The sequence below is a fragment of the Massiliimicrobium timonense genome (assembly GCF_002160865.1).
GTDB lineage: Bacteria > Bacillota_I > Bacilli_A > Erysipelotrichales > Coprobacillaceae > Allocoprobacillus.
Window position 1 is genome coordinate 16,955 of the sequence record NZ_NFLJ01000001.1, and the last position, 15,617, is coordinate 32,571.

The window sequence follows — 15,617 nt, forward strand, 5'->3', positions numbered from 1 at the left end:
AAAGTGATTTTATGGTTAATTATACTCCACATCAATCAAGATATTTTGCTGAACAAATACAATTAAAAAGACCGCAGTCAAGCTTTGAATCAATAGCTTCAACTATATCCGGTGTAAAGGTTGATTTAAACCCACATCAAGTAGATGCTGCAATGTTTGCTGTAAAATCACCATTAAGCAACGGTGCGATTTTAGCTGACGAAGTTGGACTTGGGAAGACTATTGAAGCGGGTCTTGTTTTATCACAATATTGGGCTGAACGAAAAAGAAAAATAATTCTAATTGTGCCTGCGTCTCTTAGAATGCAGTGGAGACAAGAACTTGAAGATAAATTTTATATCGATTCTATTCTCATGGAGTCAAAAGAATTTAATCGTCTTAGAAAAAATGGATCAATAAATCCATTTGAAGTTTCTAATAAGGTAGTTATTTGTTCATATGATTTTGCATCCCGAAAGGCGGCTGAATTGAAAGCTGTAAATTGGGATCTGGTAATTATGGATGAAGCTCATCGTCTTAGAAATGTATACAAAAAAAGTAATGTTACCGGTAACAGACTTAAGAATGCTTTAAGCGGAAGAAAGAAACTGTTGTTAACAGCTACTCCGCTGCAAAACAATCTTATGGAGCTATATGGCTTGGTAAGTATTATCGATGACCATGTTTTTGGAGATGCGAAAACATTTAGAGAAATGTATGTTGCAGTTAATAATACTGAAATTCGTAATCGTAACTTAAGAAAAAGATTACATTCATTTTGTCAACGAACACTCCGTTCACAAGTAACAGAATATGTTCGATACACAAATAGAATTCCAATATTGCAAGAATACACACCTTCGGCTGATGAAGAAAAACTATATAATTTTATCTCTGATTATTTACAGACTGATAAATTATATGCACTTCCAGAAGGTCAGCGTACACTCATCACTATGGTTCTTAGAAAATTATTAGCTTCATCTTCATTTGCAATTTCTGGAACACTTAATTCACTAATAGAACGCTTGAATAATCTTTTGTTAGGCGTTGAAAGTGAATTGGATATTGAAGATTATGATACTATTGACGAATTAACAGAATCATTTGAAGAAGAACACACAACTGCTGAATTGATTCGAGATCGAGAAGGTATTATGCAAGAACTTGCACAGCTTGAAGAATACGCTAGGTTAGCACAAAGCATTACTGAAAACTCTAAAGGTGAAAATCTTTTAACTGCATTACATAAAGGTTTTGATGAAACAGAAAAACTTGGTGGAAAAAGAAAAGCTGTTATTTTTACAGAATCAAGAAGAACACAAGATTATTTATATAATCTGTTGTCCAACAATGGTTATGCTGGTCAAATTGTTTTTCTTAATGGCTCTAATAGTGACGCTGATTCTAAAAGAATTCTTAACGAATGGAAAGATCGCCATAAGGATGACGGAAGAGTTTCAGGTTCTAGAACTGCCGATATTAAGGCAGCAGTCGTAGAAGAATTTAGAGATAGAGCAAGCATTTTGATTGGAACAGAAGCGGCAGCTGAAGGGATAAATCTTCAATTTTGTAGTTTGCTCGTAAATTATGATCTTCCATGGAATCCACAGAGAATTGAACAGAGAATTGGTCGTTGTCATAGGTACGGACAGAAAAATGATGTTGTAGTGATAAACTTCCTTAATAGAAAAAACGCAGCTGATGTAAGAGTATACCAATTACTCGATCAAAAATTTAGATTGTTTAGTGGTGTGTTCGGCTCTTCCGATGAAGTTCTCGGTTCTATTGAATCAGGTGTTGACTTTGAAAAACGTATTGCTGGAATTTATCAGAAATGCAAAACATCTGATGAAATCACTCAAGAATTTGACGAATTGCAAGAAGAAATGGCTGAAGCAATCAATGAAAAAATGACACAAGCCCGTCAAACAATTTTAGAAAACTTTGATGAGGATGTAGCTGCGAAACTTAAAGATTGTCAGACAAGTACAGTTGCAAGTATGGACAAATATACTCGCTGGCTTTATTACTTTTTCCTTATGCATGGAGCAAAAAGAGTTGAGCCACTTGACCAACTTCGTTTCCGTGTAGACAATGATGGAAAATTTAAAATATACAATCTTGATTGGAAATCAGCAGAAACATCAGGAGAAATATTTCTTAGAAAAGATGATAAATTATATTCGGCTTGGTTAGATGAAGCAAATAAAACTGAACTTTCTCCGGTAACGATTGAGTTTGATTACTCTGGTAATAAAAATAGGCATATAGCTTTCTTTGATTCACATATTGGATTAAAAGGTATGCTATCAATGGACAAAGTATCCTATGAGGGTATTGGAGAAGAAGAACATTTGATATTTACCGTTAAATGTGATGATGGAACTTTGCTTGATGAGGAACTTATCAATTCAATGATGGAACTTCGTGGAACTGTTGTTGGTAACTGTCAAGCAGAATCTGATAGTTTCATTAGATTTAGGCAGGAACTTATCGCTTATCAACAACAACAAGTTGAAGAGAATAATAAAAAATATTATCTAGAAGAATGTGATAAGTTAGATGCTTATAGTGAAGATTTAAAAGAAGGTCTTAAGCGTGAACTGAAAGATTTAAAGAAAGCTATCACTGAAAAAAATAAAGAGTTTAGGGCAAGCACAAATTTACCACTTTCAGAAATGCTTGAAATAAAAGATGAACTAGAAAAAATGAAGAAAAAACGTAGAACAATGGAACGTGATATTAATAAACGTGAAGATGAAATTGATGAAATGAATGAACGTCTTCAAGATGAAATTCGTGAAAAACTAAAGGGCAATAGTAAAATCACTCATATTATGACCATTGGCTTTAAGATTAAATAACGGAGGAATTGCAAATGCAAAAGTTAGAACTTACTTGGATTGGAAAAGGTAAAGAACCGGCAGTAGAGCCTCGTATATTACTTCATGATTCTTCAAAAGATTATGGCGATCCTAACACAGAAAATATGCTTATTCACGGAGATAATTTACTTGCATTAAAAGCATTGGAACAACAGTATACAGGAAAAGTAAAATGTATTTATATAGACCCACCGTATAATACAGGAACAGCATTTGAACATTATGATGATAACTTAGAGCATTCGATATGGTTAAGCTTAATGAAAAACAGACTTGAGATATTGAAGAATCTTCTATCAAATGATGGATTAATTTATATACAAATTGATGATAATGAACAACCATATCTTCGTTTATTAATGGATGAAGTGTTTTTAAGAAAAAATTTTGTAAATTGTATTGTTGTTAAAATGTCAGAAGCATCCGGAACGAAAATGGCTCATGTAGAAAAGAGGCTTCCCAAACTTAAAGAGTATATTTTGGTATATAAAAAGGAAAATGTAAAATTAAATGAACTTAGAATTCCTAAAGAAAAATGGGATGATGAATATAAAACGGTAATGACTAATATAAGTGATGAAGAACTTGCTTATATTCATGATGTCATGAATAGTGAAACTTATACTGTTGAGGAGGTTGAATTATGTCAACAGTATTTGGACAAGGCAGAATATATATCGCTAAGTGAGGTATATAAAAATAATGGATTAAAATCAACAAAAGATAAAGTTGAATTTAATTACAAGAATGCAAATAGAATATTTCAAACAGTTTCAATGGGTGGTGGCACTACTGCTCAGATTAACGAATCACGCAATAGTAAATGCAAGAATATATTTTTTATTCACCAAACAACCCAAAATAAATTATATATTATTAAAGGTGATTATGATTTAGAAAAAAGAAAGCCACGAATACAAGTATTATTTGCTCAGGATTATTTATCTTACAACCCTTGTGATTTATGGACTGATATTAAAACAACAGGACTAAATAATGAAGGTGCTGGTGTTGCATTTAAGAATAGTAAAAAGCCTGAGCATTTGATAGAACGAATTATTTCTATGAGTACTAATCCTGGTGACTTAGTTTTAGATTCGTTTTTGGGTTCGGGAACTACAGCTGCTGTGGCTCATAAAATGGGGAGAAGATATATAGGAATAGAATTGGGTAATCATTGTTATACACACTGCATTCCACGTTTGAATTCTGTTATAGACGGTACAGATAAAGGGGGTACATATCATACACGTCTGCCGTTCTCATCTTTGCCCATAGATATACGGCACTCCCAGCGTCCGTCCCTGCGTTTATAAGCTGTTTTCTTGCTCATTCATTAAAACCTCCAATTAATCATCGTTCAGTATAAGTAATTATGGAAACAATAAAAAAACAATCCACCTATCTTGACAAGACATACATAATTTGCTATAATAATGATAAGGTATATTAGAAACTGTGCGAGAAACATACGAATCAAGTTTAGCGTATCGTCAATTCAATAATTTTGCGAAATACGAAGCTGTATTTTGCAGTATGTTAATGACTGTTAAGGAGGAGTAATATAATGGATGCAAACCAGAATTTGACAGCGGAAATGATTAAAATAGACCCCTATAATTATACACTATCCGAGATGGTGGATGTAATTGGGGAAACCGAAGCAAAAAAGCTGTTTAAATCTATTTATAAAGGCACATCGAAATTAAGTTATCAAACTATAAAGGTGAAAGATGTTTTTAATGGTGGCGACACAAGAAAATATGCGTTCGAATTATGTGACCATTATTGCATTGAAACTGTTTGTATTCAAAGAAGAACCGGTACTACAGTGTGTGTAAGTACAATGGTAGGATGTCCCGTTGGATGTGTTTTCTGCGAATCTGGGAAAAACGGTTTTATCCGTAACTTAACTCCATCCGAAATTGTTCAGCAGATTGTACTACTTAGAGAAAAAGTCAATCGAATTGTTTTTATGGGGATGGGTGAACCACTGTTCAATTATGATAATCTGGTTAAGGCGATACATATTCTACGTGATAGGGATGGATTGAATTTTCCTACAGATGGAATCACAATTTCAACAGTCGGGCCGCTACAGCAACTTAAAAAAATAAGAGAAGAACATTTGAAAATACAGTTGACTCTCTCGCTTCACGCAACAGATCAGAGAACTCGTGACATTGTCATGCCCCATATGAAAGGACATGATATTAGAAAAGTTGTGGAAACCGTACTTTCTTATTCCGAAAGGCACAACAGAAAAGTCACTATAGCGTATTTGCTTATTCCGGGGTTAAATGATCGTTCAAGCGATGTAAGACAGTTAGGAAAGTGGTTTAGAGGAAAGAATGTGTTGATTAATCTTCTTCAGTATAACGAAACATCGAATAGTCGCATTAAACGTCCAAACAAGCAGCAGTTAGTTGCGTTTAAAACAAGATTGGAGGATGCTGGCTTAGAGGTTAAGCTTAGAGAGTCCCGTGGAAATAGAATCAAAGCAGCTTGTGGACAACTAGTTAGCGAATACAACAGGCAGGGAAAGAAAACAGCAAATCGGACTGTAAATGGAACTGAGAATTCAAACGGAAGCGTGCGAAAATCTTCATTTACAGGAAGAGCAAGTTCGAAGAGACATCCTTTTGCAAAACACAAAAATGTTGGGAAAAAGAGAAAGCATGAGTAAGCTAGAACTTTATAATATATATGCTGGTTATGAAGAGAGCAAGCCTGTTCTTAAAGATATTTCTTTTTTTGTAGAGAAGGGTGAGTTCATAGTCCTTCTAGGAACATCAGGGTGTGGAAAGACCACTATATTGAATCTCATCGCTGGGATGATTCCAATATCAGCTGGAGAATTATACATAGATGGGGTTAAATCAAATGATACTCCACCTCGAAAGCGAAACATAGCCATGGTGTTTCAAAACTATGCATTATACCCTACAATGACGGCATATGAAAATATTGCTTTTCCATTACAAAATGCTCATTATAAAAAAAGGATATCGACTCGTCTGTCAAGAGCATCGCCGTTGAATTAGGGATCGATGACCTTCTTGAACGAAAACCTGCCGAAATGTCCGGCGGCCAGCAGCAACGAGTTGCGATAGCTAGAGCATTGGTGAGAAAACCTAGTTTGCTTTTAATGGATGAACCGTTATCTAATCTTGATTCAGCTCTCAGGAATCAGTTGCGATTCGAAATAAAAAAACTACATAAGAGTATTGGAGCAACAATAGTATATGTTACACATGGTGTTAGAATAGATATATAGACACAAAATTTTACGAATCGGCCAAAACATGATATAATATTATGTAAATGTAAAAAGGAGTGTCTAATATATGAAAACATATACAGAGGAATTTAAAAAAACAATTGTAGAATTATATGAAAATGGAAACAAAAACAAATCAGAATTAGCAAGAGAATATGGCACATCAGAAGGAAATGTAAGAGCATGGATTAAAAAATATGGAAAAATAAAAACATCTACAGGAGAAGTTACAACTAATGATGAAATATTAAAATTGCAAAAAGAAAATCAAGAAATAAAAACAGAAAATGAAATATTAAAAAAAGCACTAGCCATATTCTCAAGACAACAGAAGATAAAGTGAAATTTATAGATGAATTAAGAGATATGTATGATATAAGAACATTGTGTAAAGCGGTAAAATTGCATCATTCAGTGTATTATTATCATAAACAAAATAAAGAAAATTCATATAAAAAAGCAAATGAAGAATTGGATAAAAAAATAATAGAGGAATTTGAAAAATCTAAAAAAAGATATGGTTCACCCAAAATCACAAAAGTGTTGAATAAACAAGGAATTAAAGTAAGTCAAAAAAGAGTAGCAAGAAGGATGAAAGTATTAGGATTAAGAAGTATTACAGTAAAAAAATTTAATCATAATGGAAACAAAAAAGTGGATGATAAAAACAAAGAAAATTTACTAGAACAAAACTTTAATGCAGAGAAACCAAGTGAAAAATGGGTTGGAGACATAACATATATTTATACAAAGGAAACAGGCTGGACATATCTTGCAATAGTTATGGACTTATTTGATTTAAAAATAATAGGATGGTCGTATGGAAAAAATATGACATCAGAATTAGTAATATCAGCATTTGAAAAAGCAAAAGCTGCAAGAGGCGTAACAGAAGGAATGATATTTCATTCAGATTTAGGAAGTCAATATACATCAAAAGAATATGAAAAAATGCTACTGGAAAATAATGTAAAACATTCTTACAGTAAAAAAGGTTATCCTTATGATAATGCAAGTATGGAAAGCTTCAATGCCATATTAAAAAAAGAAGAAGTAAATGTAAATACGTATACAACATTTAAAGAAGCAAAATTAGCTATATTTGAATTTAGCGACAGGTATCGGTAAAACAAGACTTATGGGTGCTTGTATTGCGTACCTTCGTTATGAAAAAGGCATTAAAAACTTTTTTGTAATGGCACCGAATCTTACAATTTATAGAAAACTAAAGGCAGACCTTGGAAATCCATCAAATTCTAAGTATGTATTTAAAGGATTGGATTTGTTTGTTGATCCGCCACGTATTGTAGATGGTGAGAACTATGATGAATTTAGACAAATGCAGTCATTTGTTAATGATGTTACAATCAATGTATTTAATATTTCAAAGCTGAACTCAGATAGTAAAGTAAAAGCTGGACAACCTGCAAGAATCAAAAGATTAAGCGAAGTGCTTGGTGAATCTTATTTTTCATATCTTCAATCACTTCCTGATTTATGTATATTCATGGATGAAAGTCATCACTACCATGCAGACAAGAGCTTTGATGTTATCAATGAACTTCGTCCTATTCTTGGTGTAGAACTGACAGCAACACCACAGATTCAAAAGGGTTCAAAGAAAATACCATTTAAAAATGTTATATACGAATATTCACTAGCTCATGCATTGAATGATGAAAAATATGTTAAAGTTCCAGCTGTCTTTACTCGTAAGGATTTTAGACCAGAAGAATATACAGCACAACAGCTTGACCATGAGAAATTAAATGATGGTCTTCGCTTGCATGAAGATACTAAGAGTAAACTTGAAATTTACGCTCGTACATTCAATAAACCTGTTGTAAAGCCTTTTGTTCTAGTGGTTGCTAGAGATACTGACCATTCTAAGGAAATAATGAAGTATATAAAATCAAACGATTTCTTTAATGGTTACTATGCAGATAAAGTTGGGTAATCAAATAATTTCCGGGTGAAATTAAAAAAATTATTCTATAAAATTATTGAAAATTTAACTTTCCGGGTCAGTTTTTTAAACTTTCCGGATAAAACGGGTAATCAAATAATTTCCGGGTGAAATTAAAAAAATTATTCTATAAAATTATTGAAAATTTAACTTTCCGGGTCAGTTTTTTAAACTTTCCGGGTAAAACACGAGCCTGATGTGGGTGTTGAGCTCGTGTTTTATTTTTAGTCAGCAAATCATCCATTTATTTATGCTTTTTATATTTTCCTCTTTTTTTATCTGTTTTGTTTTGTATTTCTTTGAATGTTTTTGGCTGAGCAAGAATAACTTTTGAAGATCTTTCGCTGAATAGAACACGCTGCTTAAAGAATTCAAAGTTTTCAATGCCTCTTGCAAGTCTTTTTAAATCCTTTGGTTTCCTGTTGAAGGATTCCATAGCTCCGTTCGATAATCTGACAGTTTTATCTAGTGAAGGCATCATTACAAATGAATGTATTATTTCTCTTTTCTTATCCTTTAGAAGTTTGGCAAATTCAATAAATATATCTATACCTGAATTTATATATTCATCAATTAGACTATCAAGTTTTTCTTCAATAGCATCCTCTGATGTATGATTTTCATTATTGAATGATATATATTTTTCTTTAAGGTCATGTATTGTCTTAAGATTGGAATCAATGGCATAAAATCTTCTTCTGTAGGAATCAGTCGACATGTAACAGTTGAAATGTTTGTCCATTTTCTTGGGATTATCGATTTCTATGATATGATCATCATTTTTAAGAATAATCCAATCCTTGTGCTTTAAAAGATAGTATTCATCCGATTTCCTGTCATTTTCGTATTTTCTGATAAGTTTTCTAATATATGACTGAATTCTATTGATTAGCCAGGAAATCACATGAAATGAATCTATAGAAGTCTCAGCATTAGGAAAATATCGATTCATATAATTGAGATAAGGCTCATACATGTCAGAAATAATATACTTGACATTATTTCTTTCCTCTATGGGAATAGAGATAAAATAGGAATTCGTATATTCCTCGCGTCTTGAAGGCAAGAAATCAATGATATCATGAGTAGTGAAATCCATAATAACCAATGAATACTTACAGTCATCTCTAAAATTGGTGAATACTTCATCAATGGAAATAATTTCAGGAAACGGAAGACGATTCATACTGACGTGCTGAAGAAAAAAATTATGAAGAGAGGTATCAGAGATACCAAAATCATCAGCAACAGCAGAAACTGATAAAGTAAGATCAGATAATTTATTAACAGCAAGATATGTAGTTACATTTGAAATTTGTTTATATCTGGAAACAAATTTCACATGAGGTGTATGACGTTTTTTGCATACCGGACAAACCCATGAACGCTGCTTGTATTCAAGGATAAGATGAGAGTTATCCTGAAGTATAGAATGTTTGATTTTGCGAGTATAGACATCTTTGACACGCATTTTATGACCACAATCAATACAATATACATCACACAGTCTGTATTCAAGAGAAATGATTTTATGATTACCATCAACTTTAAAATCAGTGACAATAATATTAGGATCATCTTCTAAATCAAGAAGTTTTTTGATAAAATTAAGAATGGTGAAAACCTCCTTTCAAACAGATAATTTAAGCTGACACTAGAATTATAATATGAAAGGAAAAAAGGGAGAATAGCAACATGCTTTCTCCCTTAAATTTCACCCGGAAAGTCAATAAAGAGCACCCGGAAAGTTACACCCGTAAAGTTTGGCTTAAATTTCCGGGACCCGGAAAAAATTTGAATACCCATAAAGTTATGGAAATCAACTCTGCACAGCGAGGAGCTGAGAAGGACGAAAATATTGAACAGCTGTTGTCGTTAGAAAATCCGGAGAATAAGATTGAAATTGTTATTCATGTTAATATGCTGAAAGAAGGATGGGATGTAACAAACCTTTATACGATTATCCCATTGCGAGCATCAGCTTCTGAGACTTTAACAGAGCAGACAATTGGACGTGGACTTCGTCTTCCATATGGTGAACGCACTGGTGTTGATGAGGTTGACCGTTTATCTATTGTGAGCCACGATAAGTATGAAGCTATTATAAATTTAGCAAATGATCCGGAATCACTTGTTAGAAAAGTATATTATATTGACGAAACCGAGACTCAAACAGAAGGTCCAAAAGAAACAATTGAAATGCCAACTACTTACGACCATATTGTTGAAGATGTAAGTTTTACAGAGCAATTAGCAATGACATTGATGGAGACTCCTACCTATTCTGTTACTACAGAACAGGAAAAACCAAAAGTGGAAGAACAGGTAAAAGAAGTCGCTCAGTTTGTTGCTTCATATACTTCAAAGAGTGTTACCGAGTTAAATCGTCAGGTTAAAACTTTTAATGCTGTAAAAGACCCGGAAATACGAGAAACTATTCACAAGACTGTTGTAGCCGAAACAATCAGACAGTTTCCACACATGAATTTGCAACCGGAAACATTGACATCAGTTGTTGAAAAAGCAATCGAAACTTGTGTTCAAGCATTAACGGATTGCATTATTCCGATTCCTCAAACTGTTGTTCAACCTTTTAATGAAGTAAAACAAGGATTTGTAGATTTTGACTTGGAAACAAGAAGCATGAATTGGCATCCATCAAGTCAATCTATGGTTGGAACTGAACTTCGTGAAGGTGGAGAAACTTTTGAACATAATCCTGAGATAGCGGCGACCACAAGGGTGGATTCGGCTGAAAACGAGATTGTAAGACATATCATCGTTCATGAAAATGTAGATTATTCTGCTTGTGCCGATTTACTTTATAAACTTGTCGGTGAAGCAAAGGCTCATTTCTGTACCTACTTATCAGAAGAAGACGCAGTAGAGGTTATGTATCAGCGTCAAACAACTATTGCCGATTTAATTTATTCTCAAATGATGCAACACTTTTATACAAATGAAGTTAAGTATCGTGCTACAGAAATGCGACCATTTTCTCGTATCGAAACAGGATTTGGTGGCAAAATTAAATCTGATGAAATATACGACTTAAGAGCAACTATGCCAGCAAGTGAAGTTCGTTCGAAGGTATTTAATGGATTTAAAAAAGCTTGCCATACATTATACAAATTTGACAGTGATACAGAACGCAAATTTGCAATTATTTTAGAGAATGATAAAACAGTAAATAAATGGATGAGACCTTCACCAAAGCAGTTCAATATTTATTACGGTCCGGGTGGTATGAATAGATATGAACCTGACTTCATTGTAGAAACCGATAATGATATTTTTATGATTGAGACAAAAGCAAATAACGAGCTTAAGAGTAAAGATGTCATTGAAAAAGCAAAGGCTGCGAGAGAATATTGCAAAGCCGTTTCCGAATGGAATGCTGAAAATGAAGGTAAACCTTGGACTTATGTATTAATTTCACACGATGAAGTACGCTTGAATTCTAGTTTTAAATACTTAATTGATAATAGAGTTCAATATGAACAAATGGAAATGTAAAACATCAATCGTCTTAAACAAAAAACATATAGAAGGAGGAGCCATATGATTGTTTCAAAATTGGAGCTCTATAATTTTAGACAGTTTAAATCCTCGGGTGAATCACCGGGATTATCAGTTTCTTTTCACAAAGGATTAAATGCACTAATAGGTGAAAATGACTCGGGGAAAACAGCAATCATTGATTCCCTTAAACTTGTTCTTCTTACTCAAAGCAATGAATATGTTCGTCCGATAGATGAAGACTTTTACGTAGATGAAGATGGAAATGTTATAAATGAATTTAAAATTAAATGTGTAATAGATAATTTTTCTCAAAATGAAGCGAAAAACTTTATTGAATATTTATGTTTTGAACATTGTGGAGAGAAAACTAATTATTCTATGCATCTCTGCTATCGTGCATGGAAAGATAAGAATAGAATCTATTCTGAATTAAGAGTAGGTTCTCTTGAAGATGGTATCGTTTTAAACGGAAAAGCAAAAGAATTACTTAAAGCCGTGTATTTAAAACCACTAAGAGATGCCGAACGAGAAATGAGATCTGGTAGAAACTCAAGATTAGCACAGATATTATCAGGACATTCTTTATTTGTTAACAAGGAAGAACATAAACTAAAAGACATTCTTTCAAAAGCTAATCAGGATATAGAAAACTATTTTACTAAAGAAGAAGGTAAAATGGTTTTGGACAACATAAAAAATAGTTTATCATCTTTCAATGTTCCTGATACTGCCTCGGAAGCACAGGTGAAAGTTGCTGACATTCAATTAAAAAAAATATTAGAGAGCCTTTCATTAGTTGTTTCAGAAATAAATCCGGGATTAGGAGAACTGAATTTATTATTTATTGCAGCTGAGCTATTGTTGTTAAATTCTGACACTTCGGGAGGATTAAGATTAGCTTTAATTGAAGAATTAGAAGCTCATCTGCATCCACAAGCACAACTTAGATTAATAGATTATTTGCAGAAAGAATATGATAAAACAGGCACACAAATTATCATATCTACTCATAGTACAATTCTTGCTTCAAAAATAAATCTAAAAAATGTGATATTACTTAAAAATAAAACAGGTTACGATATGTCATACGAGAATACTAAATTGGAAAAAGGAGATTATTTGTTTTTACAAAGATTTTTAGATGCTACTAAAGCAAACTTATTCTTTGCAAGAGGAATTTTAATGGTTGAAGGCGATGCTGAAAATCTTTTGCTCCCTGTTTTAGCTGAAGTTATAGATTGTCCACTTGAAAAACATGGTGTTTCTATAGTAAATGTGGGAAGTACTGCTTTTTTAAGATTTTCTAGGATTTTTTTAAGAAATAATGGCGAAAATATCAATGTTCCTATATCAGTTATTACCGATTGTGATATTAAACCTGAATATAAAAATGAAGGTGGAGAAGAGTTTTTTGATGAGAAAATAGAAGAATCAGAAGAAACGGTAGTCAGAAAAGAAAGTATATATACTATGGGTTCTGTAAGAGGTTATATTACACCGAGATGGACCTTGGAATATTGTTTGGCATTAAGCTGCCTTCAAGATGTATTTCATAAAGCAATTCGCTGTGGCAAAAAAATAAAAAATAGTGATAAATATACCCTTACTAAGGAAAAGCTTGCGGAAATAGAAAAAGAAATTGAGGATGATCAAAAGCAATGGGTTGGGTTAACACCGACAGAGAAGGCATATAAAATGTATCATTTGATGTTAGATAATACAGGAAAAAGCGGTTTAAAGGCAATAGTTGCCCAATGTTTAGCTGCTTTAATCAAAATGAATATTTCTATTCTTCCTGAAGGAGTCACAGAATTAGATATGTTTGATCTTGATTTATATCAATACAAAATTGATGAGGTAAAAAAAGAAAAGTTAATGAATAAAATTGTAAAGGATCCTTATATTAAATACTTGGTGGATGCTATAGAATATTCAGTTAACAACGGTAGAAAGGAATGATGATTGAATGGGTGATATTCATATATCTGATGATGAAATAAAAGATATAGAAAAAATTTTGTTACCTAAATCATGTTATTTTCCTGAAGATGCAAGAAAAGTTATTCGTTGCTGGAAATCATCCGAAGTTGTAGCTTGCCCTGGAAGTGGTAAAACGACAGTACTACTTGCAAAGCTCAAGATATTAGCCGAAAGAATGCCTTTTCCTAATGGAACTGGGGTATGTGTTTTGTCACATACAAATGTTGCGGTTAATGAAATAAAAACAAAACTAAACAAATATGCCGATAAGCTAATGAGCTATCCTAATTATGTAGGAACAATACAAGCCTTTATTGATCAATATGTCACAAAACCGTATTTGAAGAATATATCAACAACTTCCATACAAGTTGTTGATGATGTCACCTATGCAAATCATTTTTATAATTTGATTTGGAGTGATAAGCGTAAAACTTCTCCATATCATAAATTGCGTTATTTTATAAAGTTTCAAGTTGAAAACGGTTCTAATAAATTTAGTAGCCAAGTAAACTATATTCAAAATTTATATTTTGATAATGATGGGTTGTTTGTTAGAGGGCAAAATCGAGCTATTGCAGGGAAAAATTCTGCTTCTGTAAGTCAATATATTCAAGCAAAAGAATCATTATTAAAAGAGGAAGGAATCATCACGTATTCTGATGCATATAAATATGCAACGGAAGCAATTTCAAATTTGTCTTCAGAATATACGGACTTATTTGCTAAGAGGTTTCAATATGTATTTGTAGATGAATATCAAGATTGCGATTTACTACAACGACAAGTTTTAAATAAACTATTTGAAAAGAATAAAACTTGTGTATTTCACATCGGAGATCCGGATCAGGCTATATATAGCTCAGAAGATAGCAAAGAAATAGGATGGACTCCAGATGAAGATTGTATTGAAATGCTCTGTTCTAATAGATATGGACAAGAAATTGCTGATTTTTTGGTAAATCTAAGAACCGGTAATCGAGAAATAAAATCATCAAAGGGGTGCTTGAAGTATATCCCAACGTTGATTGTTTTTAATAATGATTCAAGGAATAAAGTTATTGAGACATTTATTAATGTGCTAAATCAATACAATTTATATGATTCAAATGGTGTCTATAAAGTTGTAGGGCTCGTAAAACGTGAAGAATTGAAAGGATTGAAAATTGGAGATTATTGGGATGGATTTGATTCGAAACAAAATATAAGAAATTTGAATAGATATTGGAATCATATTTATATGATTGCGAACGAATTAGAAAAAGGGAAACTCTATTCAGTTGAAAAAGAAGTCCGTAAAATTTTATGTAAATTGTTTGATTTTATGGAGATAATGGATTCTGAATCAGATTCTAAATATACGATAATCTCTATAAGAAAGATTCTTCTTGATAAGTATTATGATTTATATACGAATTGTTTGATTAAGCTATCTAAGATGCGAGATTATAATGTTGATGAAATAAATTATGCAATAGTTGACTTAGCAAATGAAATTATTGGTAAAGAAATCGATGAAACGGATGTGTTTTCAAAAATTCCTTCTTATTATTTGGACAAATCCATTCTAAAGACTGATTGTAAGTCACAGGATAATGTTATTTTTGATGAAACTTACAAGAGAAAGATTGTATTTGATACAGTTCATGGTTGTAAGGGTGAAACTCATGATGCGACATTGTATGTGGAAACTGAGAAAAATCGTTCATCAGATATAAAACGTGTATTACCATATTTAGGAGTTGGAAAATTAGGTAAAGGAGCAGATGTAGAACGTAGTCGTAAGTGCGTTTATGTTGGTATGAGCCGTCCAAGTAAATTACTGTGTTTGGCGGTGCAAGAATCTACATACATAAAATCTAAGAATGCTTTCTCAAATTGGAATATAGTTAATGCAGGTGATAATAAAATGTAGCAGAAGGTTGTATTTATCAATAAATATCTAGTAACCGCAAAATAAAAATATGATTTTTGATGATTTTGTAGTAATACTTCAGGTTTC

Annotated in this window: 12 protein-coding genes; 11 read left to right on the forward strand and 1 reads right to left on the reverse strand. The window is 32.5% G+C overall.

Annotated elements, in window-relative coordinates; genetic code table 11:
• The first annotated feature begins 11 nt into the window (after positions 1-11).
• The 8 genes from B5E75_RS00070 (at position 12) to B5E75_RS00105 (ending at position 8,104) form a co-directional block, all read left to right on the forward strand.
• Positions 12-2,846: an SNF2-related protein gene (locus B5E75_RS00070; protein ID WP_087356789.1), complete on the forward strand. Its 2,835-nt coding sequence runs from the start codon at positions 12-14 to the stop codon at positions 2,844-2,846.
• A gap of 14 nt (positions 2,847-2,860) precedes the next feature.
• Positions 2,861-4,183, forward strand: a complete 1,323-nt coding sequence (locus tag B5E75_RS00075) for a site-specific DNA-methyltransferase (protein WP_087356790.1) — start codon at positions 2,861-2,863, stop codon at positions 4,181-4,183.
• 251 nt (positions 4,184-4,434) lie between these two features.
• Entirely contained in the window at positions 4,435-5,553 is a 1,119-nt protein-coding gene (locus B5E75_RS00080) for a 23S rRNA (adenine(2503)-C(2))-methyltransferase RlmN (protein WP_009300540.1), read from the forward strand.
• Entirely contained in the window at positions 5,546-5,911 is a 366-nt protein-coding gene (locus tag B5E75_RS00085) for an ATP-binding cassette domain-containing protein (RefSeq protein WP_162607606.1), read from the forward strand. The genes B5E75_RS00080 and B5E75_RS00085 overlap by 8 nt, the downstream gene beginning before the upstream one ends.
• Positions 5,912-5,913: 2 nt before the next feature.
• Complete coding sequence (locus tag B5E75_RS14895; RefSeq protein WP_338037061.1) at positions 5,914-6,144, forward strand: ATP-binding cassette domain-containing protein; 231 nt, start codon at positions 5,914-5,916, stop codon at positions 6,142-6,144.
• A gap of 70 nt (positions 6,145-6,214) precedes the next feature.
• A complete protein-coding gene (locus tag B5E75_RS00095) occupies positions 6,215-6,490 on the forward strand; it encodes a transposase (protein WP_087356793.1) in 276 nt (91 codons plus the stop codon).
• Positions 6,487-7,275, forward strand: a complete 789-nt coding sequence (locus B5E75_RS00100) for an IS3 family transposase (protein ID WP_087356794.1) — start codon at positions 6,487-6,489, stop codon at positions 7,273-7,275. Before B5E75_RS00095 ends, B5E75_RS00100 begins: the two co-directional genes overlap by 4 nt.
• Positions 7,250-8,104, forward strand: a complete 855-nt coding sequence (locus B5E75_RS00105; RefSeq protein ID WP_143746930.1) for a DEAD/DEAH box helicase — start codon at positions 7,250-7,252, stop codon at positions 8,102-8,104. The genes B5E75_RS00100 and B5E75_RS00105 overlap by 26 nt, the downstream gene beginning before the upstream one ends.
• A gap of 253 nt (positions 8,105-8,357) precedes the next feature.
• Here the strand turns inward: B5E75_RS00105 and B5E75_RS00110 are convergent, their stop codons facing one another.
• Entirely contained in the window at positions 8,358-9,728 is a 1,371-nt protein-coding gene (locus B5E75_RS00110; RefSeq protein ID WP_143746931.1) for an ISL3 family transposase, read from the reverse strand.
• A gap of 80 nt (positions 9,729-9,808) precedes the next feature.
• On the opposite strand from B5E75_RS00110, the gene B5E75_RS00115 reads away from it, so the two are divergent.
• The 3 genes from B5E75_RS00115 to B5E75_RS00125 are packed head-to-tail and all read left to right on the forward strand — an operon-like array spanning position 9,809 to position 15,530.
• Positions 9,809-11,629 (forward strand): restriction endonuclease, encoded by a 1,821-nt coding sequence (locus B5E75_RS00115; protein WP_087356797.1) that lies wholly within the window; start codon positions 9,809-9,811, stop codon positions 11,627-11,629.
• 45 nt (positions 11,630-11,674) lie between these two features.
• Positions 11,675-13,594, forward strand: a complete 1,920-nt coding sequence (locus tag B5E75_RS00120) for an ATP-dependent nuclease (protein ID WP_087356798.1) — start codon at positions 11,675-11,677, stop codon at positions 13,592-13,594.
• A 7-nt stretch (positions 13,595-13,601) separates the two neighbouring features.
• Positions 13,602-15,530, forward strand: coding sequence for a UvrD-helicase domain-containing protein (locus B5E75_RS00125; RefSeq protein WP_087356799.1), 1,929 nt, complete (start codon positions 13,602-13,604; stop codon positions 15,528-15,530).
• The last annotated feature ends 87 nt before the right edge of the window (positions 15,531-15,617 follow it).

What these genes read in the sequence shown, in the direction of transcription:
- B5E75_RS00070 (WP_087356789.1), top strand. Translation starts at nt 12, where the DNA reads ATGGTTAATTATACTCCACATCAATCAAGATATTTTGCTGAACAAATA.
- B5E75_RS00075 (WP_087356790.1), top strand. Translation starts at nt 2,861, where the DNA reads ATGCAAAAGTTAGAACTTACTTGGATTGGAAAAGGTAAAGAACCGGCA.
- B5E75_RS00080 (WP_009300540.1), top strand. Translation starts at nt 4,435, where the DNA reads ATGGATGCAAACCAGAATTTGACAGCGGAAATGATTAAAATAGACCCC.
- B5E75_RS00085 (WP_162607606.1), top strand. Translation starts at nt 5,546, where the DNA reads ATGAGTAAGCTAGAACTTTATAATATATATGCTGGTTATGAAGAGAGC.
- B5E75_RS00095 (WP_087356793.1), top strand. Translation starts at nt 6,215, where the DNA reads ATGAAAACATATACAGAGGAATTTAAAAAAACAATTGTAGAATTATAT.
- B5E75_RS00115 (WP_087356797.1), top strand. Translation starts at nt 9,809, where the DNA reads ATGCTTTCTCCCTTAAATTTCACCCGGAAAGTCAATAAAGAGCACCCG.
- B5E75_RS00120 (WP_087356798.1), top strand. Translation starts at nt 11,675, where the DNA reads ATGATTGTTTCAAAATTGGAGCTCTATAATTTTAGACAGTTTAAATCC.
- B5E75_RS00125 (WP_087356799.1), top strand. Translation starts at nt 13,602, where the DNA reads ATGGGTGATATTCATATATCTGATGATGAAATAAAAGATATAGAAAAA.